This is a genomic window from Cronobacter universalis NCTC 9529, from assembly GCF_001277175.1.
GTDB classification, from domain to species: domain Bacteria; phylum Pseudomonadota; class Gammaproteobacteria; order Enterobacterales; family Enterobacteriaceae; genus Cronobacter; species Cronobacter universalis.
Genome location: NZ_CP012257.1, coordinates 3,959,462 through 3,984,460 on the forward strand (window position 1 = coordinate 3,959,462; position 24,999 = coordinate 3,984,460).

The window sequence follows — 24,999 nt, forward strand, 5'->3', positions numbered from 1 at the left end:
CTTTCTGTGTTGAGTTAACGCAAATGAAAAAATTAACCATCGGCTTAATCGGCAATCCGAACTCCGGCAAAACCACGCTGTTTAACCAGCTCACCGGCGCGCGGCAGCGCGTGGGCAACTGGGCGGGCGTGACGGTAGAGCGTAAAGAGGGCAACTTCGCGACGACCGATCACCAGGTGACGCTGGTCGATCTGCCTGGCACCTACTCTCTGACTACGATTTCCTCGCAAACCTCGCTTGATGAACAGATCGCCTGCCACTACATCCTCAGCGGCGATGCGGACATGCTGATAAACGTGGTGGACGCCTCCAACCTTGAGCGCAACCTCTACCTGACGCTGCAACTGCTGGAGCTCGGCATTCCGTGCGTGGTCGCGCTCAACATGCTGGATATCGCCGATAAACAAAACATCCGTATTGATATCGACGCGCTGGCAAGCCGCCTCGGCTGCCCGGTGGTGCCGCTGGTTTCTACCCGCGCCCGCGGCATCGACAGCCTGAAGCTCGCCATTGACCGCCACAAACGTAATCAGACGATTGAGCGCGTCCATTACCCGGCGCCGCTTTCTGAGGCAGCAGAGACGCTGGCAGCGGCGATGCCCGGCGATCTCTCCGCCCAGCAGCGCCGCTGGCTCGGGCTGCAAATGCTCGAAGGCGATATCTACAGCCACAGCGTGGCGGGCGATGCCGCCGCGCGGCTCCCGCACATTCAGGCACAGCTTGAAAGCCAGCTTGACGATCCGGCGCTGCATATCGTTGACGCCCGCTATCAGAGCATTTCGACGATTTGCGACGCCGTCAGCAACAGCCTCACCGCCGAGCCGCACCGCCTCACGGCCGCGCTGGATAACATTATTCTCAACCGTTTTCTGGGCCTGCCGGTCTTTCTCGGCGTGATGTACCTGATGTTCCTGCTCGCCATTAACATCGGCGGCGCGTTGCAGCCGATTTTCGACGCGGGCTCCGTGGCGATTTTCATTCACGGGCTGCAATGGGTCGGCTATACCCTGCATTTCCCCACCTGGCTGACGCTGTTCCTCGCCCAGGGGATTGGCGGCGGCATCAACACCGTGCTGCCGCTTGTGCCGCAAATCGGCATGATGTATCTGTTCCTGTCGTTTCTTGAAGATTCCGGTTATATGGCCCGCGCGGCGTTTGTGATGGATCGCCTGATGCAGGCGCTGGGCCTGCCGGGTAAATCGTTCGTTCCGCTGATTGTGGGCTTTGGCTGCAACGTGCCGTCGGTGATGGGCGCCCGCACGCTGGATGCGCCGCGCGAACGACTGATGACGATTATGATGGCGCCGTTTATGTCCTGCGGCGCGCGGCTGGCGATTTTCGCGGTATTCGCCGCCGCCTTTTTTGGCCAGCAGGGCGCGCTGGTGGTCTTTTCGCTCTATCTGCTCGGCATCGTGATGGCCATTCTGACCGGCCTGATGCTGAAGTTTACGATCATGCGCGGCGAAGCCACGCCCTTTGTGATGGAGCTGCCGGTCTATCACGTACCGCACCTGAAAAGCCTGCTGCTGCAAACCTGGCAGCGCCTGAAAGGCTTTGTGCTGCGCGCCGGGAAAGTCATCGTCGTTGTCAGTGTGTTCATTGGCGCGCTGAACAGCTTTTCGTTCAGCGGCAAGACCGTGGATAACATTAACGACTCCGCGCTGGCCTCCGTCAGCCGCGTACTGACGCCGCTGTTAAAACCGATCGGCGTACAGGAAGACAACTGGCAGGCCACCGTCGGGTTATTCACCGGCGCGATGGCGAAAGAAGTGGTGGTCGGCACGCTGAACACGCTTTATACCGCCGAAAACATCCATGAAGCCCCGTTCGACGCCGCGAGCTTTAGCCTGAAGGACGAGCTGACCGGCGCGCTGGCGGAAACCTGGCAGAGCCTGAAAGACACCTTTAGCCTTAGCGTACTGGCGAACCCCATCGAAGCGAGCAAAGGCGATGGCGAGATGGCGACCGGGGCGATGGGCGTGATGAGCGCGAAATTCGGCAGCGAAGCCGCCGCCTACAGCTATCTGGTGTTCGTGCTGCTCTATATCCCCTGCATCTCGGTGATGGGCGCTATCGCCCGCGAATCGAGCCGCGGCTGGATGGGCTTTTCGATTCTCTGGGGGCTGAATATCGCGTATTCGCTGGCGACGATGTTCTACCAGGGCGCGACCTTCCAGGCGCATCCGCTCTATAGCCTTACGGCGATGCTGGCCGTCGTGCTGTTTAACATTGGGTTGCTCACCGCGCTGCGTCGGGCGCGTAGCCGGGTGGATGTGAGCCTGCTGGCGCCGCGACGCGAAGCGCGCTGCTGTGAAACCACCGCCGGGGAGTGTCACTGATGGCCACGCTGATTGAGGTGCGGGATCTGCTGGCGCTCTCGGGAAGAATGGAGGCGCAGCGTATCAGCGAACAGCTCGCGACGCCGCTGCCGCTGGTCAACGCGATGCTCAGTCGCCTGGAAGCGATGGGGAAAGCGGAACGTCAGGAGGAGTGGCTGTCGGGCTGCCTGAGCGGCAGCTGTCGCCACTGCCCGGAAGGCAAGGCGTGCCGTAAAGAGGTGTGGCAGTTGCGATAACAGACAGGGCGGGCATAATGCCCGCCCTTTTTCTTCGTGCTACACGTCTTATTTATAAACATCCGCCGTGGCGTGAATGTCTTTACCGGTTTTCTCGCCGCTGGTGATGACATAATATTTGCCACCCATTTCATCGGCTTTCTTAATCAGTTCTTCTTTCGCGTCCATCGGCGCGGTGCCTTTGTCAGAGACAATGGTGCCGATTTTGGTGAGATTCATCTCTTTGACTTTATCTTTCTGCAGCTCCTGCGCCGCCATCGCGCCAAAAGAGAGCGAACCCACAATCACAGACAACAGCATACCGGTGCGTAATTTCATAGTAATGACTCCCTGCTCAGATGATGTGAAGGGCGGGATAAAAACGCCCGATAACAATGACATCTAAAGTATGGCGCGCTTTCAGGGGTTTGCCAGGCGAGCCTTCAGCGCCAGCAGCGCATCGCAGAATTCGCGCGGGTGGGAGATGAACGGCGCGTGGGCGGCTTTCTCAAAGATCTGCGATTCGCTGTCAGGGAAGCGTGCATCAAGCAGCGCGGCGACCTTGCGCGGCACCAGCCCGTCGAGACGGCCATAGAGGCGTAAAAACGGCCCCTGCCAGGCGGTGAGCGCCTCGCGCAGATCGGCGGTTTTCAGGATCTCCAGCCCGCCGTTTAATACCTCAGCACCAGGCATCGGCTGCGCCAGTACGATGGATTTCAGGACGCGCGCGTCCTGGCGCGCCGTCTCGGTGCCGAGCGTTTGCAGCGCGAGAAAACGCTCAACCGTACGCTGAAAATCCTCGCTCAGCTGACGCTGAAAACCGCTTAAGACTTCCGGCTTGATGCCGGGCCAGTCGTCGCCCGCCTGAAAACAGGGCGACGAGGCGACCGTCACCAGCGCGTCAACGCGGGACGGTTCATTGAGCGCCACCTGACTTGCCACCAGCCCGCCGAGGCTCCAGCCAAGCCAGATGGCGCGTTCAGGCGCGCGGCTCGCCACCAGGCGCGCCATCTCGTCAAGGGTCAGCGCGCCGTAGCCCTGGCTGCGCCCGTAGCCCGGCAGGTCCACCAGGTGCAGCGTAAAGTGCGAGCGTAATTCCTGCGAAATGCAACGCCACACTTCGGCGTTCAGCCCCCACCCGTGCAGCAGCACAAGATGACAATTTCCTTCGCCCGTGGTCTGCCACCAGATGTCATTCATCCGTTACTCTTCTCATGATTGATGTACAAGGAGGCCGTCATGCTAACAATACCAGGGATGTGTTGGCTATGCCGGATGCCGCTGCGCGTGGCCGGCTGGGGGATTTGTTCGCGCTGCCAGCGGCGGCGGCAGGTAGCGGTATGCCCGCAGTGCGGCCTGCCCGCCGCGCTTGAGACGCAGCCGTGCGGCCGCTGCCTGCAAAAACCGCCCGTCTGGCAGCGGCTGCTCGCCGCGAGCGACTACGCGCCGCCGGTCAGCGGACTGGTGCATCAGTTTAAATTTCACGGCCGCACCGCGCTTGCGTCCGCGCTCGCCCGCCTGTTGCTGTTAAAAATACTCGCCGCGAAACGCGCCGGCGCGCTTCCTGAAGCGGATCTTATCATCAGCGTGCCGCTGCACCGCGCGCGCGCCTGGCGACGCGGTTTTAACCAAAGCGCACTTATCGCCAGGGCGCTGTCACGCTGGCTTGGGATACGCTACGCGCCGGACGCGGTGGCGCGCATCAAAGCCGCCCCGCCCCAGCGGCAGCTCAACGCCCGCCAGCGGCGCAGCAACCTGAAGAACGCCTTCCGGGTTGAATTACCGGTGGCGGGTCTCCATATCGTTATTGTGGATGATGTCGTCACAACAGGGAGTACCGTTGCCCAAATCGCGCGCCTGCTTAAGCGCAACGGCGCGGCGACTGTCCAGGTATGGTGCCTGTGTCGAACCTTGTAGAGCCTCGATGATGGGCGTATTATAACCAACTAAAATAGTCAACTATTAGGCCATTGCTATGATCCGTATTTCCGATGCCGCCCAGGCACACTTTGCCAAGCTACTGGCAAGCCAGGAAGAAGGGACGCAGATCCGCGTATTCGTTATCAACCCAGGCACCCCGAACGCTGAATGCGGCGTGTCCTACTGCCCGCCCGACGCCGTGGAAGCTACGGATACCGCACTGAAGTTCGACCTGCTCACCGCCTATGTCGACGAACTGAGCGCGCCGTATCTGGAAGATGCGGAAATCGACTTTGTGACCGACCAGCTGGGCTCGCAGCTCACGCTGAAAGCGCCTAACGCGAAAATGCGTAAAGTGGCGGATGACGCGCCGCTGATGGAGCGCGTGGAGTATTTACTGCAGTCGCAGATCAACCCGCAGCTGGCGGGCCACGGCGGCCGCGTCACGCTGATGGAGATCACCGACGAAGGCTACGCCATTCTGCAATTCGGCGGCGGCTGCAACGGCTGCTCTATGGTGGACGTGACCCTGAAAGAGGGTATCGAGAAACAGCTGCTGAACGAGTTCCCGGAACTCAAAGGCGTGCGCGATCTCACCGAACACCAGCGCGGCGAGCACTCTTACTACTAAGCGCGAACGCCCGCCATTAAAAAAGCCCGCTTTAAGCGGGCTTTTTTTTCGCGTATGCTCGGAATAAAAAAACCCGCACAAGGCGGGTTCTTTTTTGCGTCGGTTTCACTGCTCAGGGCTGACCCGTCATCGCTGTCGGAAACCGCGCAGAGCGAGCGATTAGATAGCAGTTACGTTCGCAGCTGCCGGGCCTTTCGCGCCGCTTTCAACGGAGAAAGAGACCTTCTGGCCTTCTTCCAGGGTTTTGAAGCCGTTGTTCTGGATAGCGGAGAAGTGAACGAAAACGTCCTTGCTGCCGTTGTCCGGAGTGATGAAGCCAAAACCTTTTTCCGCGTTAAACCATTTTACTAAACCAGTCATTTTGTCAGACATGTTATCACCTTAAAAAATCATTGAGCCTTGCGGCGTTGCGTGGTCTGCATAACAGAATTTACTTAGCGCTTATGGAGGAGACTCAAAAAGAAGGGATATCTTGGGATAACACTTGAAATGAGAACTGCTTTACTAAACTGCTTTTCGACGGGTCTGTCTCGCAAACCGAGGAGTGCATTAACGCATGCTGGCTCCTGCAAAGCAAGCTTTTTATTGCGGGAGGCCAAAATAGTTGCCCCTGCGCCTTTTATGCAGCGCGCAGGGGCGAACGGTTACTTACGCTTTGCAGGCTTTACCGCCGAGGCGGCGCGGCGGCGCTTATCCAGATCTTTAATCAATCGGTTCACGGTGTCGTCGGCAAACATCGCCTCCAGCCCCACGGTGAGCTTGCGTCGCCAGTTTTGGTACTGAGCGCTGGTGCCCGGCACGTTGACCGGCTGCGCCATATCCAGCCAGTCTTCCGGCTGAAGACCGAGCAACGCGCTGTTGCTGTCGGCGATATAGCGCTGGAGCGCGCGGTTCAGCGTGGCGCCCATTTTCATGCGCGCGGCGTGGTGGCCTGCGCGTTTCGGCAGACAGCCATGTTGATGCAGGCTCTCCAGCAGCCCCTGTTTGGCCCGCTCGCGATCGGCATACAGCCCTTTTAACACCTCTTCGTCGGGATAAAGCCCCAGCGTTTTTCCGAGGGTTAAATCGCCGCTCTCCCAGTAACCGCGCAGCGTCGGCAGATCGTGCGTGGTCGCGACCGCCATCGCCTGCGATGTCCAGCGCTTCGGCGCGCGGAAGCGGCTACCGCCTTCGTTTTCGAAGTAGAGCACTTTGTACGAGTAGACGCCGCTGTCGCGCAGTTTGCCGACGATCTCCGCCGGGACGGTGCCGAGATCTTCGCCGATCACCATGCAGCGGTGGCGCTGGCTTTCAAGCGCGAGGATCGCCAGAAGATCGTCGACCGGATACTGCACGTAAGCGCCGTTATCCGCCGTTTCGCCATACGGGATCCACCACAGGCGCAGCAGCGACATGACATGGTCGATGCGCAGCGCGCCGCAGTTCGTCATATTGGCGCGCAGGAGTTCGATAAACGGCTCGTAGGCGCGCGCCTGCATTACGTGAGGATCCATTGGCGGCAGGCCCCAGTTCTGCCCGAGCGGCCCCAGAATATCCGGCGGCGCGCCGACCGACGCTTTCAGGCAGTACAGCTCGCGGTCGCACCAGGTTTCCGCGCCGCCTTCCGCCACGCCGACCGCCAGATCGCGATACAGGCCGATCGGCATATCGTATGACTGGCTGGTCTCCCAGCAGCGGGCGAACTGCTCGTACGCGAGCCATTGCAGCCAGAGGTAGAAATCGACCTCATCAGCGCGGTTTTTACAAAACGCCTGCACTTCCTGGCTGCTGGTGCTCTGATACGCTTTCGGCCAGGCCGGCCAGCCCCAGCGCATCGGATCCTCCTGCGCCTGCCAGGCGTGAATGGCGTCGAACGCCGCCTGCCAGTAGAGACTTTCGCCCGAGCGGGCCACGAAATCGCGAAACGCCACCACATCGTCATCATCCGGGCCGCGCGTGGAAAAGCGCGTCCAGGCCATTTTCAGCGCGGTGAGTTTCAGCATAGTCACGGTGGAGTAATCGACCCACTGCGACTCCCGGGCCGCTTTCAGCGCCTGCTGCGTGGATTTGAGCTTCCACCAGGCCTGCGCCTCCTCGCTACGCCTGAAATCCTCCACCGCGTTCACGTCGATATAGATAACGTTAAGCCAGCGGCGGGACGACGGGCTGTACGGGCTCGCGCTCTCCGGGTTCGCCGGATAGAGCGCGTGGATCGGGTTTAAACCGATAAACGCGCCGCCGCGCGGGCCCACTTCATTCAGCATCGCTTGCAGATCGCCGAAATCCCCGATGCCCCAGTTATTTTGCGAGCGCAGCGTATAAAGCTGGACGCACGCGCCCCAGAGTTTTTTACCCTCGCGCAGCGCCTGCGGCTCATAGCAGCGCTTCGGCGCGACGATAAGCCGGCAGTGCCAGCGATGATCGTCACGCGTGAGCGTCAGCGTATGATAACCCTCGTCAAGCTTTGCCGGCAGCGTCAGCGCCTCGCCGCCGCGCGCGTTGCCGCTAAACTGCTCGCCGGTTTCGCTGGTCAGCAGCCAGTGGTAGTCGCCGCGGCCCTGCGGCGTTAGCTGCATACGGCGGCTCTTCGCCACCACTTTCACCGGCGGCAGCGGCGATTTATCGGCCGCTTTCGGCGCGGCCTCAGGGTTCATCGCTTCCAGCAAACGCCGCTTGGTCTCAGCGCCAATCGCCTGCGGTTTGCCGTGCGCATTGATGTAGTTAGGGCTAATCCCCGCCGCAAGGGCGGAGGAGTCAAGGCGTTTGCTTTCCATGGCGGCTCCTTTAGCGTTTTGCCTGCCAGATACGTTGCTGATAATCCCGGATAGAGCGGTCAGAGCTGAACATGCCGCAGCGCGCGGTATTGAGGATAGCCGCGCGGGTCCAGGCTTCCTGGTCGCGGTAGAGCACATCCACCTGCTTCTGGGCTTCAACATAGGCGGAAAAGTCCGCCATCACCAGGTACGGATCGCCGCCCTGTTTGCCAAGGCTGTGCAGCATCAGATCGAAAGCGTGCTTGTCGCCGTCCGCGTAGACGCCTTTTTCCAGCTCTTTGAGCACCTCATCCAGCAGTTTGTCTTTTTTGCGCCATTTCACCGGGTCATACCCTTTGGCTTTCAGCGCTTTCACTTCTTCAACCGTGTGGCCGAAGATAAAGATGTTCTCTTCGCCCACCTGTTCGGCAATCTCAACGTTCGCGCCATCCAGCGTCCCGACGGTGAGCGCGCCGTTCAGCGCCAGCTTCATGTTGCCGGTGCCGGAGGCTTCTTTACCGGCAGTTGAGATCTGCTCGGAGATATCCGCCGCCGGGATCATCATCTCGGCGACCGAGACGTTGTAATCCGGCAGGAAGACCACTTTCAGCTTGTCGCCGACCCGCGGATCGTTATTCACCGCGTGCGCGACTTTGTTGATAGCGTAGATGATATTTTTCGCGAGGTAGTAACCCGGCGCGGCTTTTGCGCCAAACAGGAAGACGCGCGGCACGCGATCCGCCTTCGGGTTTTCGCGAATTTCTTTGTAGAGCGCCAGAATGTGCAGCAGGTTGAGATGCTGGCGTTTGTACTCATGCAGACGCTTGATCTGCACGTCAAACAACGCGTTCGGGTTGATTTCAATGCCGGTACGGGCATGGATATACGCCGCCAGACGCTGCTTGTTTTCCTGTTTGATAATGCGGTACGCCTTGCGGAATGCCGCGTCGTCGGCGTATTGCTCAAGCCCGGCCAGCGCGTCGAGATCGTTTATCCACTCTTTTTTCAGCGTCTTATCGATAAGCGCGGCCAGCGCCGGGTTGCACTGTTTGATCCAGCGGCGCGGCGTGATGCCGTTGGTCACGTTGTGGAATTTGTTCGGCCAGAGCTGATGGTATTCCGGGAACAGATCTTTGACGACCAGATCGGAGTGCAGCGCCGCCACGCCGTTCACCGCAAAGCCGCTCACTACGCAGAGATTCGCCATACGCACCTGGCCGTTGTGTACCACGGCGAGTTTCGCCCAGACCGCCTCATCGCCGGGCCAGGTTTTGGTCACCTGCTTTTTAAAGCGCGTATTGATCTCTTTGATAATCTGCATATGACGCGGCAGCAGCGTGCGGATCAGACGCTCGTCCCAGCACTCCAGCGCTTCCGGCATCAGAGTGTGGTTGGTATAGGCAAAAGTGCGGCTGGTGATCGCCCAGGCGTCATCCCAGCTCAGCTGATGTTCGTCGATAAGCACGCGCAGCAGTTCCGGGATGGCGATCGTCGGGTGCGTGTCGTTGAGCTGGATGACTTCGTGATCCGCCAGCTCGGCCAGTTTGCGGCCCGCCAGATGGTGGCGACGCAGAATATCCGCTACGGAACAGGCGCACTGGAAATATTGCTGCATCAGACGCAGCTTCTTGCCCGCCTGATGGTTGTCGTTCGGGTAGAGGACTTTGGTCAGTTTTTCCGCGTCGATGCCCTGCTGCTCGGCACGCAGGAAATCGCCGTCGTTGAATTTTGTCAGATCGAACGGATGGGCGTGCGTCGCCTGCCACAGACGCAGCGGCTGCGCCACGCTGTTCCGGTAACCCACGACCGGCAGATCCCATGCTTCGCCGGTAATGACGAACCCCGGCACCCAGCGCGCGGTTTTCCCCTCTTTGATGACTTTACCGCCGATGCCGACCTGCACATCCAGCGCCTCGTTATGGGTAAACCACGGGTAGCTGCGACGGTGCCAGTCGTCCGGCGCTTCCATCTGTTTGCCGTCGTCGAAAGACTGGCGGAACAGGCCGTACTGGTAGTTCAGGCCATAACCGGTCGCGGACTGCCCGACGGTCGCCATGGAATCCAGGAAGCAGGCCGCCAGACGCCCCAGACCGCCGTTGCCGAGCGCCGGATCGGTTTCCTGCTCCAGCAGATCGCCCAGATGGATGTTGTGGCTTTCCAGAATACGGCTAACCTCATCGTGCCAGCCGAGATTCAGCAGGTTGTTGCCGGTCAGACGGCCAATCAGAAACTCCATCGAGATGTAGTTTACGTGGCGCTGTTTCGCCTGAGGCTGCTGCGGGGGAATGGCGACGAGCATTTCCGAGAGCGCGCCGCTGACCGCCTTCCACCACTGGCGCTGCGTCATTTCTTTGGCGCTGTGTAAACCAAAACGCTGCCACTGACGGGTCAGCGCGGCCTCGAATTCAACCGGGTTAAAGGTGGGCTGTGACATAGTAAATCGGGGTCCTGTAGCAAAAATAAGGAGAATTTCCGCTAGTTTGCCCGGCCCCCTGAGTGAATTCCTCATCCTGCGCAGGATTAGCGAGGGAGGAGGAACGGGTAGTAGCAAAAACTGTGATCCCGGGCACTAAAACTCACCTCAAACGCGGTAAAACGCGCAGGAAGTACGACGCCACTTGTCGTTCCTGCAAGCCTTCTTACCTCACTACTGGCGGCCGTCCAGACAGGCTGTTACAGCAGAAACGAATTCTCACTAAAAATAACGCTTAAGCGCCGTTCAGGCGCGTTTTGACGGTGATTTAGCGCACAAAAATCGGCAAAACGGCGCTTAGTTTGCAGGGTTTACTGCCCCGATGGTGAAATAAAAACCGGCTATGACCCGACGCGAAGCCAGAGCCAACGGCCTTTGCAGGCGAGCGACGCTGAAATATTCACAGAAAAAATGGAAATGTGACAGAGTGCAACTTTAAGATGCCCAAAAAAGGACATAACTTGCATTCACGCTGATTCTGTCCGACCTTAATTTAGTATTAATTACGAAGCACAAAAAAAATCGTCATCTCTTTGCCTCCTGCACAGTGAAGTGATCCTATGTTGATACCGTCTAAGTTAAGTCGCCCGGTTCGTCTTGAACACACTGTGGTTCGTGAACGTCTGCTGGCTAAATTATCCGGCGCTAGCAACTACCGGCTGGCGCTTATCACCAGCCCCGCCGGCTACGGGAAAACGACGTTAATTTCCCAGTGGGCCGCAGGTAAAACCGAACTGGGGTGGTATTCGCTTGATGAAGGCGACAACCAGCCGGAGCGCTTCGCCAGCTATCTTATCGCCGCCATTCAGCAGGCCACCGGCGGACACTGCGTCAGCAGCGAAGTGATGGCCCAAAAACGCCAGTACGCAAGCCTTTCATCCCTCTTCGCCCAGCTTTTCATCGAGCTGGCGGACTGGCCGCGCCCGCTCTTTCTGGTGATTGACGATTACCATCTCATCACCAATCCGGTGATCCACGAGGCGATGCGCTTCTTCCTGCGCCATCAGCCCGATGCGCTGACGCTGGTGGTGCTGTCGCGCAATCTGCCGCAGCTGGGCATCGCCAACCTGCGCGTGCGCGAACAGTTGCTCGAAATCGGCAGCCAGCAGCTCGCATTTACGCACCAGGAAGCGCGCCAGTTTTTCGACTGCCGCCTGAGCCAGCCCATTGAACCGGCGCAGAGCAGCCGCCTTTGCGACGACGTCGCAGGCTGGGCCACCGCGCTGCAACTTATCGCCCTCTCGGCGCGGCAGAATACCGGCGCGGTGCATCAGTCGGCGCGCCGTCTGGCGGGCATTAACGCCAGCCATCTCTCCGATTATCTGGTCGATGAGGTGCTGAATAACGTCGATAACGACACCCGACAGTTTTTACTGAAAAGCGCCCTGCTGCGCTCGATGAACGACGCGCTGATTGTCCGTGTGACCGGCGAAGAGAACGGCCAGATGCGGCTGGAGGAGATCGAGCGTCAGGGGCTGTTTTTGCAGCGGATGGATGATTCCGGTGAATGGTTCAGCTATCACCCGCTGTTCGGTAACTTCCTGCGTCAGCGCTGCCAGTGGGAATTGTCGACCGAGCTGCCGGATATCCACCGCGCGGCGGCGGAGAGCTGGATGGCGCAGGGCTTCCCGAGTGAAGCCATCCACCACGCGCTTGCGGCGGGCGACGCCAGTATGCTGCGCGATATCCTGCTCAATCACGCCTGGGGGCTGTTCAACCACAGTGAACTCACTCTGCTGGAACAGTCTTTAAAAGCCCTGCCCTGGGAGAGCCTGCTGGCGAACCCGCGCCTCGTACTGTTGCAGGCCTGGCTGATGCAGAGCCAGCACCGCTACAGCGAAGTCAACACTCTGCTGGCGCGCGCCGAGCAGGAGATGAAAGGCGAAATGGACGACACGCTGCATGGCGAATTCAACGCCCTGCGCGCGCAGGTGGCGATTAACGACGGCGACCCGGACGAGGCCGAGCGGCTGGCGATGGTCGCGCTGGAGACATTGCCGCTGGCGAATTTCTACAGCCGCATCGTGGCGACGTCGGTCCACGGCGAAGTGCTCCATTGCAAAGGCGACTTAACGAAATCGCTGTCGGTGATGCAGCAGACCGAACTGATGGCGCGCCGTCACGATGTCTGGCATTACGCGCTCTGGAGTCTTATCCAGCAGAGCGAAATTCTCTTCGCCCAGGGCTTTTTACAGGCCGCGTGGGAGACGCAGGAAAAGGCGTTTATTCTTATCCAGGAGCAGCATCTCGAACAGCTGCCGCTGCATGAATTCCTGCTGCGCATTCGCGCGCAGCTGCTATGGGCCTGGGCGCGGCTGGATGAAGCGGAAGCCTGTGCGCGCACCGGGATGACCGTGCTGGCGAACTACCAGCCCCAGCAGCAGTTGCAGTGTCTGGCGCTGCTGGTGCAGTGCTCGCTGGCGCGCGGCGATCTCGACAACGCCCGCAGCCATCTGAACCGTCTTGAAAATCTGCTCGGTAACGGCCATTACCACAGCGACTGGGTTTCCAACGCCGATAAAGTGCGGGTGATTTACTGGCAGATGACCGGCGACAAAGCCGCGGCCGCCGCCTGGCTGCGCCAGACGCCGAAACCGGCCTTCGCCAATAACCATTTCCTGCAAAGCCAGTGGCGCAATATCGCCCGCGTTCAGATCCTGCTTGGCGATTACGAGCCCGCGGAGATGGTGCTGGAAGAGCTTAACGAAAACGCCCGCAGCCTTCGTCTGATGAGCGATATCAACCGCAACCTGCTGTTGCTGAACCAGCTTTACTGGAATGCCGGACGGAAAAGCGACGCCCAGCGCGTGCTGATGGAAGCGTTAACGCTGGCCAACCGCACCGGGTTTATCAGCCATTTCGTGATTGAAGGCGAAGCGATGGCGCAGCAGTTGCGTCAGCTGTTGCAGCTTAATACGCTGCCGGAGATCGAACAGCATCGCGCGCAGCGGATTTTGCGTGATATTAACCAGCATCATCGCCATAAGTTCGCTCATTTCGACGAGAACTTCGTCAATAAACTGCTGAATCACCCGGAAGTGCCGGAGCTCATTCGCACCAGCCCGCTGACACAGCGCGAATGGCAGGTGCTGGGGCTTATCTATTCCGGTTACAGCAACGATCAGATTGCCGGCGAGCTTGATGTGGCGGCGACCACGATTAAAACCCATATCCGCAATTTGTATCAGAAGCTTGGCGTGGCGCACCGTCAGGACGCCGTTCAGCACGCCCAGCAGTTGCTGAAGATGATGGGGTATGGGGTTTAGGGTTAGCAGTAATCCGCGTTAATGGTGGGTGCGCTGCGCTTACCCACCCTACATCAAAGGATGATGAACTGAACCGTAGGGCGGGTAAGCGCAGCGCACCCGCCGTTCCGCAGACAACCGTCGCCGCAAAACTCACCACATCAGCACAACTCTAACTGCACCTTATTGGCGTTAATCACCTGCATTACGCCTGCGGGCGGCATTGTGTCGGTATAGACCGCATCCACAAGGCTGATGCTGCCTAAATTCACCATCGCGTTGCGGCCAAACTTGGAGTGATCCACCACCAGCATCACATGGCGCGAGTTCTCGATAATCGCGCGCTTGGTGCGCACTTCGTGGTAATCGAACTCCAGCAGCGAGCCGTCGCTGTCGATGCCGCTGATACCCAGAATGCCGAAATCGAGCCGGAACTGAGAGATAAAATCGAGCGTCGCCTCGCCGATAATCCCGCCGTCGCGGCTGCGCAGCTCGCCGCCCGCCAGAATGATGCGGAAATCGTCCTTCACCATCAGCGTATTCGCCACGTTCAGGTTATTGGTCACGATGCGCAGATTCTCATGGTTTAACAGCGCGTGCGCCACCGCCTCTGGCGTGGTGCCGATATCGATAAACAGCGTCGCGCCGTTAGGGATCTGGCTTGCCACTTTATAGGCGATACGCTCTTTTTCCGCCGTCTGGGTCGCCTTGCGGTCATGCCAGGAAGTATTGACCGAGCTCGACGGTAACGCCGCGCCGCCGTGGTGGCGCAGGATCATGTTTTGTTCGGCGAGATCGTTGAGATCGCGGCGGATGGTTTGCGGGCTGACGGCAAACTGCTCCACCAGCTCTTCGGTACTCACATAGCCCTGTTTTTTTACCAGTTCAATAATGGCATCGTGACGTTGTGTTTGCTTCACACCCTTCTCCTGACGTGTTGCCGTATTATTTTCGTTTTCGCGCATGCAGAGTATCCGTCATAGCCATCGCCAGGCCAATCAGCATCCCCGCCACCAGATCGGCATTCGCCGTCTTGTTGCCAAACAGCCCCAGTCCGCCGATGGCGAGCCACAGCAGCATAAACACCAGAATGCCGCGGGGCAGATGCAGCCCGTTTTCCGGCTCGCGTTCGCCGCGCAGCCAGACGTAGCCGACCAGCGCGTAGACCACGCCGCCGAGGCCGCCGAACCACGGGCCCGCGATTTGATACTGAATCACGCCGCCCACCAGCGCCGTCACCAGCGTCAGCGTCAGCAATTTACCGCTGCCGGCGCTCTTCTCCAGCGGACCGGCAAGATACCACCACCATAGCAGATTGAAGATCAGGCTCAGCAGGGAAAAGTGCAGCAGCAGCGGGCTGACATAGCGCCAGAGTTGAAATTTGAGAGAGGGATCGAAAGGCCATGCAAGCCAGACGGCCACTTGCGGAGAACCAATGACGCTCATCGCGAGAAAGGCGACAACGCACAGCGCCATCATGCCGAGCGTCAGCGGGCCCGCGTGGGCGCGCACGGTGTCCATAAAGGGGTAAGAGCGGTAGCGCAACCCCGCGTTGAGTTGCCCGGTCTGCCAGCTCGCGGAGAGATAGCGCGGATCGCCCGGATGCGCGAGAAAGTAGCTCAGCTCCGCTTTAACCCTTTCCGCCTGCGCCTCATCGGCAAGCCAGATATCCCAGGTCTCATGCCGCTGGATTTCCAGTATCACGCCCTGGGTGGCCATATAGTCAACAAACGCCTGCGCCAGACGCGGGTTGTCAAACGAGTTAATCATCAACATAGCAAGTCGTTCTGTTCAGAAGGGTATCCCCATACGAGGAAAGCAGTATACCTGCGAACGACGCGGACACGATGCTTAACTCTCTCCGTGCGCCACTTCCGCCGGGAAATGACGATGCCAGGCATCGAAACCGCCGTCCACGCTGTAGACCTGGTCAAACCCCTGGTGGAGCAGATACTGCGCGGCACCTTTGCTGCTATTGCCGTGATAGCACATCACCAGCACCGGCACGTCGAAATCGGTCTGCTGCATAAAGGCGGGCAGCGTGGCGTTGGTTAAATGAAACGCGCCGGGCGTGTGGCCCATCGCATAGCTTTGCGGATCGCGAATATCCACCAGCACGGCGCCGCCCTGCTGCAGTTTCTGGTGCGCTTCTTCGACATTAATACATTCAAACTGATCCATGGTGCTCTCTTTCATTTTTAAAGGGGCGTAAGGCTGGCCAACGACGCGCGATGCGTTATGCCGATAATAACGTAAGTGTAAGGCTTCCTCCGTCTGTAACGCCATAATGTTATTCACATCACACTGAAATGTTTTTTTGTTGTTATCAAAAGCGCGTTTGTTTGCTATTATGAGCGATAACGAACATTTATGAGCTTTAACGAAAGTGCGTGAGGGCAGCAGCATGGAAACCAAAGATCTGATTGTGATAGGTGGGGGCATCAACGGTGCCGGTATCGCGGCAGACGCCGCAGGGCGTGGACTCTCTGTGCTGATGCTGGAAGCGCAGGATCTGGCATGTGCCACCTCTTCCGCCAGCTCCAAATTGATCCACGGCGGCCTGCGCTACCTGGAACATTACGAGTTCCGCCTGGTGAGCGAAGCGCTGGCCGAGCGTGAAGTGCTGCTGAAAATGGCGCCGCACATTGCCTTCCCGATGCGCTTTCGTTTGCCGCACCGTCCGCACCTGCGTCCGGCGTGGATGATCCGCACCGGCCTGTTTATGTACGATCACCTCGGCAAACGCACCAGTCTGCCGGGCTCCACCGGTTTGCGTTTTGGTTCGGATTCCGTTCTGAAGCCCGAAATCGTGCGCGGTTTCGAATATTCCGACTGCTGGGTCGACGACGCGCGTCTGGTGCTGGCGAACGCCCAGATGGTCGTGAAAAAAGGCGGCGAAGTGCTGACCCGCACCCGCGCCACCTCCGCGCGTCGCGAAAACGGCATGTGGATCGTGGAAGCGGAAGATATCGATACTGGCGAAACCTATACCTGGCAGGCGCGCGGCTTAGTGAACGCCACCGGCCCGTGGGTGAAAAACTTCTTCGACGACGGCCTGAAACTGAAATCGCCTTATGGCATCCGCCTGATCAAAGGCAGCCATATCGTAGTGCCGCGCGTGCATAACCAGAAGCAGGCCTACATTCTGCAGAACGAAGATAAACGCATCGTGTTTGTTATTCCGTGGATGGAAGAGTTCTCGATCATCGGCACCACGGATGTCGAATACAAAGGCGATCCGAAAGAAGTGGCGATCGACGAGTCAGAAATCGGCTATCTGCTGAAAGTGTATAACGCGCACTTCAAAAAACAGCTGACCCGCGACGATGTGGTCTGGACTTACTCTGGGGTGCGTCCGCTGTGCGATGACGAATCCGACTCGCCGCAGGCCATCACGCGTGACTATACGCTGGATATTCACGATGAAAACGGTAAAGCGCCGCTGCTGTCGGTCTTCGGCGGCAAACTCACGACGTACCGTAAACTGGCTGAACACGCGATGGAAAAGCTGTCGTCCTATTACAGCAATATCGGCCAGGCGTGGACCCGTAACGCCGTGCTGCCGGGCGGCGCCTTCCAGGGCGAGCGCGACGACTACGCCGCGCAGCTGCGTCGCCGTTATCCGTTCATCAGCGAAACGCTGGCGCGCCACTATGCCCGTACCTACGGCAGCAACAGCGAGCTGATTCTGGGCGATGCCGCGGACCTTAACGCGCTGGGCGAACACTTTGGTCATGAATTCTACGAAGCGGAGCTGCGCTACCTGGTCGAGCACGAATGGGTGCGCCGCCTGGATGACGCCATCTGGCGCCGTACCAAACTCGGCATGTGGCTCAACGGCGAAGAACAATCGCGCGTGGCGCAATGGCTGAGCGAAAACGTCGGCAAAAAAGCTAACGTGAAGCTGTCGCTCGCGTCGTAACCCGTTCCCCTTTCGCGGCCGCGTCTCCTCCTGCGCGGCCGCGTCTTTTTATCTCTCGTTCCCCCGCCTTGCCACGTATTTCTGTCGCTACACTTAACAACATCGTATTACTATGGGTCATCGACCATGCCCTCAGGAGAGCGCCGTTTGCGCAAGGCAACATTCCGTTCGCCGGATGCCGTAATGCTGGCTTTTTTGTTGCTGATTTCGCTTCTGGTGATGGCGGTCAGCGGCAGCTCGTTATGGCAGTCGTGGCAGCACAGCGTCGAAGAGACGGAGCGGCAGGCGCGTAACCAGTCAATTTCCCTGGCCCGGCAGGCGGAAGATACATTTCTTCAGGTGCAGTTAACGCTGGATGAGCTGGCGCGCCGCTCCGATGATATTTTTCTGCAACCCGCAGAGTGGAATGGCCCGCGCGGCCTGCTCGCCCAGCAGCAGCGTCAGCTGCCGCAACTGCATGGGTTGTTTGTCTACGACGCCAGCGCCGACTGGCTCGCCACCTCGGCGAGCGTCATTCCGGCGCAGGCCAACAGCGCCGAACGCGATTATTTCCGCTGGCACAGCCAGCACAGCGACACCGGTATACATATCGGTCATGTGATCCGCAGCCGCTCCACGGGCGAGCTGGTGGTGCCGGTTTCGATGCGTCTGAATAACCGTGAAGGACGCTTTCGCGGCGTGTTGCTGGCGACGGTGGATATCGACTACTTCCGCCAGTTTTACGGCTATTACGAAATGGGGCCGACCGATACGCTGGGCATCACCTTCGCGGACAGCACGGTGCTGTATGTGCGCCCGTTTCCCGACTCCTACATCAACCGCACCCTCTCCTCCAGCCCGCTGTTTACCCGAATGCTGAAAATCGCCCCGACCGGCGGCGGCGCATGGAAATCGGTGTTAGACGGCGTGCCGCGGATTTTCGGCTATGCGACGCTTGAACGCTATCCGCTGGTGGTGTCGGCAGGCTACGACGTCAATGAACTGCGCGCCGCCTGGTGGCGTAACAATATTCCGACGCTCGCGCTGAACGCCGTACTGCTTGGCGTTGTGCTGGTGTTCGGCGTGCTGGTGCTAAGACAAATCCGCGCCAGCCTGCGCTATCAGCGGGAGCTTATCGGGTTGCGAGACGATCTGACGCGCTCGAACCATATTTTGCAGGATCTGGCGCTGCTGGATGGCTTAACGGGGCTTGCCAATCGCCGGCAGTTCGATATCTATCTGGAGCAGTGCATGACGCGCGCGCAGGCGACCGGCGCGCCGGTCTCGCTGGTGATGTGCGATATCGACTATTTCAAAATCTATAACGACACCCAGGGCCATGTGGCGGGCGACGAATGCCTGAAAGCCGTGGGCGACATTCTGCGGCATCTGCCGCTGCACAAGACCGACCGGGTCGCGCGCTACGGCGGCGAAGAGTTTGCGATTATCCTTCCCGGCGCGGATGCGCATGCCGCGCAGCGGGTGGCGCTACGCGCGCTTGAGGCAATCCATGACGCCCGGCTGTCGCATCCGGCGACGCCGATGGAGGAAAAAGTGCTGACGATAAGCGCAGGCGCCGCTACCGTCACAGGGGATGACATCAATGGCGAAATGCTGAAGAGCCGGGCGGACGACGCGCTCTATCAGGCGAAACGAGCAGGCCGCAACTGCGTGGCGGGCGCGGCGGGCGTAAGTCATATTCTGCTCGACGCCCCCTACCAGGCATAACGCCCTTATCCCGCGCGCCGCCGTCCGTAATAAAACCCCGCCAGTACGACGCCCTGTCCCAGCGCGGGGATCCACAGCGGCCATACAGAAAAAGCGTCCCTCGCGAGCAGCCAGATGTACGCGCTCGGGAGCCAGCCGGCAAAGAACAGCGCGCCCCGCGGCGCGTCGGGCAAAAACGCCGCCTTTGTACTGAACGCGGCCGCACAGACGACGTACCAGCCAAACACAGCCCAGAACACGCGCCCGCTGTGGGGCCGCCGCGTCGCCTGATGTTTCCCCAGCAGCGCCAGTGACACCCCTTGCAGCAATACCAGTACGGCAGTGCCGACGCTCGCCGAGGCGAACGTGCGCATCACGCCTGAAAGCGCGAAATCCGCCACCGCGCCGTATATCTGCGCCAGTAATGGCGCGCCTGCCAGCGATACGAGCAGCGCGCCCGCCCATGTGGTTTTTTTCGTCATCCTTGCTTTTCGCACCCATAAAAAAACCAGAGTGTCACCACTCTGGTTGTGTTGATAACGCAGCGATCTTACAGGCGTACGGGATTGATATGCCAGATATTTTCCGCATACTCCTGGATCGTGCGGTCAGAGGAGAAATAGCCCATGTTGGCGATATTATGCATCGCGCGCGTGGTCCACACCTCTGGCTGCAGATACAGCTCGTCCACCTGATCCTGGCAATCCACATAGCTGCGGTAATCCGCCAGCACCTGATAGTGATCGCCAAAGTTAATCAGCGAATCCACCAGATCCCGGTAGCGGCCCGGCTCTTCAGGGCTGAACACGCCGGTGGCTATCTGGGTCAGCACCTGGCGCAGCTCGTCGTCCTTCTCATAGTAATCGCGCGGGTTGTAGCCGGCGCGACGCAGCGCTTCCACTTCATCCGCCGTGTTGCCGAAGATGAAAATGTTCTCTTCGCCGACATGCTCCTGCATCTCAACGTTCGCGCCATCGAGCGTGCCGATGGTCAGCGCGCCGTTGAGCGCAAATTTCATGTTGCTGGTGCCGGACGCTTCGGTGCCCGCGAGCGAAATCTGCTCCGAGAGATCCGCCGCCGGAATAATGAGCTGCGCAAGACTGACGCTGTAGTTCGGGATAAACACCACTTTCAGCCGATCCCTGACCTGCGGATCATTGTTGATGACCTTCGCCACGTCGTTAATGAGGTGAATAATGTGCTTCGCCATGTAATACGCCGAGGCGGCTTTACCGGCGAAAATATTCACGCGCGGCACCCATTCTATATCCGGATCGGCTTTGATGCGGTTATAGCGCGTAATGACGTGCAGCACGTTCATCAGCTGGCGCTTGTACTCGTGAATACGTTTGATCTGCACGTCAAACAGCGCTTTCGGGTTCACCACCACGTTGAGGTGCTGCGCGATGTAAATCGCCAGACGCTTTTTATTCTCAAGCTTGGCTTCGCGCACCTGCTGGTTCACCGCCGGGTAGTCGATGTGCTGCTCCAGTTCGCTGAGCTGGCTGAGATCGGTGCGCCAGGTGCGTCCGATGTTCTCATCGAGCACCTCCGAGAGCGCCGGGTTCGCCAGCGCCAGCCAGCGGCGCGGCGTCACGCCGTTGGTGACGTTCAGGAAGCGCATCGGGAAGATCTTCGCGAAATCGGCGAACAGCGACTGCACCATCAGGTTCGAGTGCAGTTCCGATACCCCGTTAACCTTGTGGCTGATAATGACCGCAAGCCAGGCCATACGCACGCGGCGCCCGCCAGACTCGTCGACAATCGACACGCGGCTTAGCAGCGCGGTATCGTTCGGGTATTGATCCTGAACGGTACGCAGGAAGTAGTCGTTAATTTCGAAGATAATTTGCAGATGGCGCGGCAGGATCTTGCCGAGCATATCCACAGGCCAGGTCTCCAGCGCCTCGCTCATCAGCGTATGGTTGGTGTAGGAGAACACCTGGCAGGTCACCTCGAACGCCTCGTCCCAGCTGAACTTGTGCTCATCGATAAGCAGGCGCATCAGCTCCGGAATCGACAGCACCGGGTGGGTGTCGTTCAGGTGAATCGCCACTTTCTGCGCCAGGTTGGCGTAGGTTTTATGCAGCATGTAATGGCGGCTTAAAATGTCCTGCACGGTGGCGGACACCAGGAAATACTCCTGCCGCAGGCGCAGCTCGCGCCCGGAATAGGTGGAGTCGTCCGGGTAAAGCACGCGCGATACGTTCTCGGAGTGGTTTTTATCTTCCACCGCCGCGAAGTAATCGCCCTGGTTAAACTTACCGAGGTTAATAGCGCTACTGGCCTGCGCGCTCCAGAGCCGCAGCGTGTTGGTCGCGTCGGTGTCGTAGCCGGGAACAATCTGGTCAGAGGCGACCGCGATGATCTCTTCGGTTTCCACCCAGCGGGTCTTCTTGCCTTCCTGCTGAATACGGCCGCCGAAGCGCACTTTATAACGCGTGTTGTGGCGCTGGAACTCCCACGGGTTGCCATATTCCAGCCAGTAGTCTGGCGATTCTTTCTGGCGGCCGTCGACGATGTTCTGCTTAAACATGCCGTAGTCGTAGCGAATGCCGTAGCCGCGGCCCGGCAGGCCCAGCGTCGCCAGCGAATCCAGGAAGCAGGCGGCGAGACGCCCCAGACCGCCGTTGCCAAGGCCGGGGTCGTTCTCTTCGTCGATGAGCTCTTCCAGGCTCAGGCCCATCCCCTCCAGCGCGTCCCGCACATCTTCATAGATGCCAAGCGACAACAGGGCGTTTGAGAGCGTGCGGCCAATCAAAAACTCCATCGACAGATAGTAAACCTGACGCACTTCCTGGGAGAGTTGGGCGCGAGTGGAGCGCAGCCAGCGCTCCACCATGCGGTCGCGCACCGCAAACAGCGTGGCGTTCAGCCACTCATGTTTGTTAGCGATAGCCGGATCTTTACCGATGGTGAACATCAGCTTGTAAGCGATAGAGTGTTTTAACGCCTCCACGCTCAGGGTTGGCGACGCATAGCTAAAGGGTTCATTCATCGACGTGTTCCTTTACAACAAGCGTTGATAAAGTTCGCGGTAGGATTTCGCCGCGACCTGCCAGCTAAAGTCCATCCCCATGGCCTGGCGCTGCACAAAACGCCAGAGGGACGGACGGGACCACAATACGAAAGCGCGCCGGATAGCCCGCAGCAGCGACCAGGCGTTGCTGTCTTCAAAGACGAAACCGCTGGCGATGCCGTCCGCCAGGTTCTCCAGCGAGCTGTCGGAAACGGTATCCGCGAGCCCGCCGGTGCGGCGCACCAGCGGCAGCGTGCCGTATTTCAGACCGTAGAGCTGCGTCAACCCGCACGGCTCAAAGCGGCTCGGCACCAGAATGACATCCGCGCCGCCCATGATGCGGTGCGAGAACGCCTCGTGATAGCCAATCTGTACGCCGACCTGGCCTGGATGTTCGGCCGCGGCGGCGAGGAAACCTTCCTGAAGGACCGGATCGCCTGCGCCCAACAGCGCCAGTTGTCCACCCTGTTCCAGCAGCCCCGGCAACGCCTCCAGCACCAGATCCAACCCTTTCTGGCTGGTGAGGCGGCTGACCACCGCGAACAGCGGCACTTTATCATTCACCTTCAGGCCCATCGCAATCTGCAACTGGCGTTTGTTCTCCGCTTTCTCTTCCAGCGTGTCGCGGGTGTATCGCGAGGCCAGCAGCAGATCGTGCGCCGGGTTCCAGATGTTCTCATCGACCCCGTTCAGAATGCCCGACAGCCGCCCTTCGCTGTGACGCTGTTTCAGCAGCCCTTCCAGACCATAGGCAAACTGCGGCTCGGTAATTTCGCGCGCGTAGGTCGGGCTCACCGCCGTAATATGATCGGCATAATAGAGGCCCGCCTTGAGGAACGAAATCTCGCCGTTGAACTCCAGGCCATTCATATTAAACATCGACCATGGCAATCCGATTTCATCCATGTGATGCGCGTAAAACATGCCTTTGTAGGCGAGGTTATGCACGGTAAACACCGATTTCGCCGGACGGCCGCGCGCCGCGAGATACGCGGGCGTTAGGCCCGCGTGCCAGTCATGCGCGTGAACGATGTCAGGACGCCAGAACGGATCGAGGCCGGCGGCCATTTCGCTCCCCACCCAACCCAGCAGGGCAAAGCGGATCACGTTGTCAGTGTACGCGTACAGGTTAGTGTCGTGATAAGGGCTGCCCGGACGGTCATAAAGATGCGGCGCGTCGATAAGATAGATGCCGACGCCGTTGAAATGCCCGTATAACAAAGAGATACGCCCGGCGAAAGTGTCGCGGCGCGTGATCACTTTGGCATCCGCGACCCCGCGGCGGAGATCGGGGAAGCCTGGCAGCAGCACGCGCGTATCCACACCTTCGGTAATCTGCGCAGCAGGCAACGCGCCAAGGACATCCGCCAGACCACCCGTTTTCAGCAGCGGAAAAAGTTCAGAACATACATGTAAGACCTGCATTATCTCTCCCGTTGAAAGTCACAGCGCAACAGGCGCGCCGAACGCGAAACCATCGCGCGCGGAAATTCTCGTCCGTGCGCACGTAATCCTTGTGCGACTCAGTCTGACAAACGCGCCAGCATGTCGCGGGTCACCAATACAATTCCCTCTTCGGAGCGGTAGAAACGGCGAGCGTCCTCTTCGGCGTTTTCGCCAATCACCATTCCTTCAGGGATAACACAGGCCCGGTCGATGATGCAGCGACGCAGGCGGCAGGAGCGGCCAACCCAGACATCAGGCAGCAGCACCGCAGAATCAATATTGCAAAACGAGTTCACGCGCACGCGCGGGAACAGCACCGACTGCACCACCACCGATCCGGAAATAATGCAGCCGCCGGATACCAGCGAGTTCAGCGTCATGCCGTGGCTGCCGGAGCGGTCCTGCACGAACTTGGCGGGCGGCAGCGACTCCATGTGCGTACGAATCGGCCAGTCCTGGTCATACATATCCAGCTCCGGCGTCACCGAAGCCAGATCCAGATTCGCCTTCCAGTACGCTTCCAGCGTCCCCACGTCGCGCCAGTACGGCTCGGCGTTCGGGTCGGACTGCACGCACGAGAGCGGGAACGGATGCGCGTAGGCTTCGCCGCTGTACGTCACTTTCGGGATAATGTCTTTCCCGAAGTCGTGGCTGGAGGATTCGTTTTTGTCATCCTCTTCCAGCAACTCATAAAGATAGTCGGCATCAAAAATATAGATACCCATGCTGGCGAGCGCTTTGGTATCGTCGCCTGGCATTGAAGGCGGGTTGGCGGGTTTTTCCACGAAGTCGATGACTTTGCTGTTCTCATCCACCGCCATCACCCCGAACGCTCTCGCCTCGGCCACCGGCACCGGCAGACAGGCCACGGTGCAGCGCGCGCCTTTTTCGACATGGTCGATAAGCATGCGCGAGTAGTCCTGCTTGTAGATGTGATCGCCCGCGAGGATGACCACATACTCCGCTTTATAGCGACGAATGATGTCGAGGTTCTGAGTGACCGCGTCTGCGGTGCCGCGATACCAGGTTTCGCCGTGTACGCGCTGCTGCGCGGGCAGAAGGTCGACGAATTCATTCATCTCTTCGCTGAAGAACGACCAGCCGCGCTGGATGTGCTGCACCAGCGTGTGCGACTGATACTGCGTGATAACCCCGATGCGACGAATGCCCGAGTTAATGCAGTTCGAGAGCGCGAAGTCGATAATGCGGAATTTACCGCCGAAATGAACGGCGGGCTTGGCGCGGGTCGCGGTCAAGTCTTTCAACCGCGTGCCGCGGCCACCGGCCAGAATCAGCGCCACGGATTTCAACGGCAACTGCCTTGCCAGCATCAACGGATCTTTCTTTTCAAGCCTGACCATGACGAACTCC

The 24,999-nt window shown here is 59.3% G+C and carries 19 protein-coding genes; 7 read left to right on the plus strand and 12 right to left on the minus strand.

Translation table 11 applies throughout. From position 1 onward, the window contains the following. Positions 1-23: 23 nt before the first annotated feature. Together feoB and feoC are read left to right on the plus strand one after the other, a co-directional pair. A complete protein-coding gene (gene feoB / locus AFK65_RS18310; RefSeq protein WP_038858741.1) occupies positions 24-2,339 on the plus strand; it encodes a Fe(2+) transporter permease subunit FeoB in 2,316 nt (771 codons plus the stop codon). Further along, complete coding sequence (gene feoC / locus AFK65_RS18315) at positions 2,339-2,575, plus strand: [Fe-S]-dependent transcriptional repressor FeoC (RefSeq protein WP_007702692.1); 237 nt, start codon at positions 2,339-2,341, stop codon at positions 2,573-2,575. The genes feoB and feoC overlap by 1 nt, the downstream gene beginning before the upstream one ends. Before the next feature lie 48 nt (positions 2,576-2,623). On the opposite strand, the gene AFK65_RS18320 is transcribed toward feoC, so the two are convergent. Both AFK65_RS18320 and bioH read right to left on the minus strand, forming a co-directional pair. After that, complete coding sequence (locus tag AFK65_RS18320; protein WP_007702693.1) at positions 2,624-2,893, minus strand: YdgH/BhsA/McbA-like domain containing protein; 270 nt, start codon at positions 2,891-2,893, stop codon at positions 2,624-2,626. An 81-nt stretch (positions 2,894-2,974) separates the two neighbouring features. Beyond that, positions 2,975-3,754, minus strand: coding sequence for a pimeloyl-ACP methyl ester esterase BioH (gene bioH / locus AFK65_RS18325; RefSeq protein ID WP_038858740.1), 780 nt, complete (start codon positions 3,752-3,754; stop codon positions 2,975-2,977). A 39-nt stretch (positions 3,755-3,793) separates the two neighbouring features. On the opposite strand from bioH, the gene gntX reads away from it, so the two are divergent. Together gntX and nfuA are read left to right on the plus strand one after the other, a co-directional pair. Continuing rightward, the gene (gene gntX / locus AFK65_RS18330; RefSeq protein ID WP_038858738.1) at positions 3,794-4,471 is read left to right on the plus strand and encodes a DNA utilization protein GntX; all 678 of its coding nucleotides are present in this window, start codon (positions 3,794-3,796) and stop codon (positions 4,469-4,471) included. A 58-nt stretch (positions 4,472-4,529) separates the two neighbouring features. Further along, positions 4,530-5,105 carry a Fe-S biogenesis protein NfuA gene (nfuA, locus tag AFK65_RS18335; protein ID WP_007702711.1) on the plus strand — a complete coding sequence of 192 codons (576 nt, stop codon included), beginning with the start codon at positions 4,530-4,532 and terminating at the stop codon, positions 5,103-5,105. A gap of 159 nt (positions 5,106-5,264) precedes the next feature. On the opposite strand, the gene cspE is transcribed toward nfuA, so the two are convergent. From cspE to malP, 3 genes are all read right to left on the minus strand, one after another. Then, positions 5,265-5,477 carry a transcription antiterminator/RNA stability regulator CspE gene (gene cspE, locus AFK65_RS18340; protein WP_004386389.1) on the minus strand — a complete coding sequence of 71 codons (213 nt, stop codon included), beginning with the start codon at positions 5,475-5,477 and terminating at the stop codon, positions 5,265-5,267. Positions 5,478-5,749: 272 nt separating this feature from the next. Next, complete coding sequence (malQ, locus tag AFK65_RS18345; RefSeq protein ID WP_038858736.1) at positions 5,750-7,858, minus strand: 4-alpha-glucanotransferase; 2,109 nt, start codon at positions 7,856-7,858, stop codon at positions 5,750-5,752. Positions 7,859-7,868: 10 nt separating this feature from the next. After that, entirely contained in the window at positions 7,869-10,271 is a 2,403-nt protein-coding gene (malP, locus tag AFK65_RS18350; protein ID WP_007702720.1) for a maltodextrin phosphorylase, read from the minus strand. 599 nt (positions 10,272-10,870) lie between these two features. Here malP and malT point away from each other — a divergent pair. After that, the gene (gene malT / locus AFK65_RS18355; protein WP_038858734.1) at positions 10,871-13,576 is read left to right on the plus strand and encodes an HTH-type transcriptional regulator MalT; all 2,706 of its coding nucleotides are present in this window, start codon (positions 10,871-10,873) and stop codon (positions 13,574-13,576) included. A 140-nt stretch (positions 13,577-13,716) separates the two neighbouring features. On the opposite strand, the gene AFK65_RS18360 is transcribed toward malT, so the two are convergent. The 3 genes from AFK65_RS18360 to glpE form a co-directional block, all read right to left on the minus strand. Beyond that, on the minus strand, positions 13,717-14,475 hold the full coding sequence (locus AFK65_RS18360) for a DeoR/GlpR family transcriptional regulator (RefSeq protein WP_007702726.1): 759 nt from the start codon (positions 14,473-14,475) through the stop codon (positions 13,717-13,719). 25 nt (positions 14,476-14,500) lie between these two features. Further along, the gene (glpG, locus tag AFK65_RS18365) at positions 14,501-15,331 is read right to left on the minus strand and encodes a rhomboid family intramembrane serine protease GlpG (protein ID WP_038858731.1); all 831 of its coding nucleotides are present in this window, start codon (positions 15,329-15,331) and stop codon (positions 14,501-14,503) included. A 75-nt stretch (positions 15,332-15,406) separates the two neighbouring features. Beyond that, a complete protein-coding gene (glpE, locus tag AFK65_RS18370) occupies positions 15,407-15,751 on the minus strand; it encodes a thiosulfate sulfurtransferase GlpE (RefSeq protein ID WP_172461549.1) in 345 nt (114 codons plus the stop codon). A 208-nt stretch (positions 15,752-15,959) separates the two neighbouring features. On the opposite strand from glpE, the gene glpD reads away from it, so the two are divergent. Together glpD and AFK65_RS18380 are read left to right on the plus strand one after the other, a co-directional pair. Beyond that, on the plus strand, positions 15,960-17,477 hold the full coding sequence (glpD, locus tag AFK65_RS18375) for a glycerol-3-phosphate dehydrogenase (protein WP_007702736.1): 1,518 nt from the start codon (positions 15,960-15,962) through the stop codon (positions 17,475-17,477). Positions 17,478-17,624: 147 nt separating this feature from the next. Further along, complete coding sequence (locus AFK65_RS18380) at positions 17,625-19,184, plus strand: sensor domain-containing diguanylate cyclase (RefSeq protein WP_038858729.1); 1,560 nt, start codon at positions 17,625-17,627, stop codon at positions 19,182-19,184. 5 nt (positions 19,185-19,189) lie between these two features. On the opposite strand, the gene AFK65_RS18385 is transcribed toward AFK65_RS18380, so the two are convergent. From AFK65_RS18385 to glgC, 4 genes are all read right to left on the minus strand, one after another. Then, on the minus strand, positions 19,190-19,645 hold the full coding sequence (locus AFK65_RS18385) for a hypothetical protein (RefSeq protein ID WP_007702742.1): 456 nt from the start codon (positions 19,643-19,645) through the stop codon (positions 19,190-19,192). Between the two features lie 68 nt (positions 19,646-19,713). Then, positions 19,714-22,161: a glycogen phosphorylase gene (glgP, locus tag AFK65_RS18390; protein ID WP_007702744.1), complete on the minus strand. Its 2,448-nt coding sequence runs from the start codon at positions 22,159-22,161 to the stop codon at positions 19,714-19,716. Positions 22,162-22,173: 12 nt separating this feature from the next. Further along, positions 22,174-23,607 (minus strand): glycogen synthase GlgA, encoded by a 1,434-nt coding sequence (gene glgA / locus AFK65_RS18395; protein WP_007702746.1) that lies wholly within the window; start codon positions 23,605-23,607, stop codon positions 22,174-22,176. 98 nt (positions 23,608-23,705) lie between these two features. After that, complete coding sequence (gene glgC / locus AFK65_RS18400) at positions 23,706-24,989, minus strand: glucose-1-phosphate adenylyltransferase (protein WP_032805004.1); 1,284 nt, start codon at positions 24,987-24,989, stop codon at positions 23,706-23,708. Positions 24,990-24,999 lie beyond the last annotated feature (10 nt).

Excerpts from the sequence above, each read along its gene's own strand:
- feoB (WP_038858741.1), top strand. The coding sequence starts at position 24 with ATGAAAAAATTAACCATCGGCTTAATCGGCAATCCGAACTCCGGCAAA.
- feoC (WP_007702692.1), top strand. The coding sequence starts at position 2,339 with ATGGCCACGCTGATTGAGGTGCGGGATCTGCTGGCGCTCTCGGGAAGA.
- AFK65_RS18320 (WP_007702693.1), bottom strand. The coding sequence starts at position 2,893 with ATGAAATTACGCACCGGTATGCTGTTGTCTGTGATTGTGGGTTCGCTC.
- bioH (WP_038858740.1), bottom strand. The coding sequence starts at position 3,754 with ATGAATGACATCTGGTGGCAGACCACGGGCGAAGGAAATTGTCATCTT.
- gntX (WP_038858738.1), top strand. The coding sequence starts at position 3,794 with ATGCTAACAATACCAGGGATGTGTTGGCTATGCCGGATGCCGCTGCGC.
- nfuA (WP_007702711.1), top strand. The coding sequence starts at position 4,530 with ATGATCCGTATTTCCGATGCCGCCCAGGCACACTTTGCCAAGCTACTG.
- cspE (WP_004386389.1), bottom strand. The coding sequence starts at position 5,477 with ATGTCTGACAAAATGACTGGTTTAGTAAAATGGTTTAACGCGGAAAAA.
- malQ (WP_038858736.1), bottom strand. The coding sequence starts at position 7,858 with ATGGAAAGCAAACGCCTTGACTCCTCCGCCCTTGCGGCGGGGATTAGC.
- malP (WP_007702720.1), bottom strand. The coding sequence starts at position 10,271 with ATGTCACAGCCCACCTTTAACCCGGTTGAATTCGAGGCCGCGCTGACC.
- malT (WP_038858734.1), top strand. The coding sequence starts at position 10,871 with ATGTTGATACCGTCTAAGTTAAGTCGCCCGGTTCGTCTTGAACACACT.
- glpG (WP_038858731.1), bottom strand. The coding sequence starts at position 15,331 with ATGTTGATGATTAACTCGTTTGACAACCCGCGTCTGGCGCAGGCGTTT.
- glpE (WP_172461549.1), bottom strand. The coding sequence starts at position 15,751 with ATGAAAGAGAGCACCATGGATCAGTTTGAATGTATTAATGTCGAAGAA.
- glpD (WP_007702736.1), top strand. The coding sequence starts at position 15,960 with ATGGAAACCAAAGATCTGATTGTGATAGGTGGGGGCATCAACGGTGCC.
- AFK65_RS18385 (WP_007702742.1), bottom strand. The coding sequence starts at position 19,645 with ATGACGAAAAAAACCACATGGGCGGGCGCGCTGCTCGTATCGCTGGCA.
- glgP (WP_007702744.1), bottom strand. The coding sequence starts at position 22,161 with ATGAATGAACCCTTTAGCTATGCGTCGCCAACCCTGAGCGTGGAGGCG.
- glgA (WP_007702746.1), bottom strand. The coding sequence starts at position 23,607 with ATGCAGGTCTTACATGTATGTTCTGAACTTTTTCCGCTGCTGAAAACG.
- glgC (WP_032805004.1), bottom strand. The coding sequence starts at position 24,989 with ATGGTCAGGCTTGAAAAGAAAGATCCGTTGATGCTGGCAAGGCAGTTG.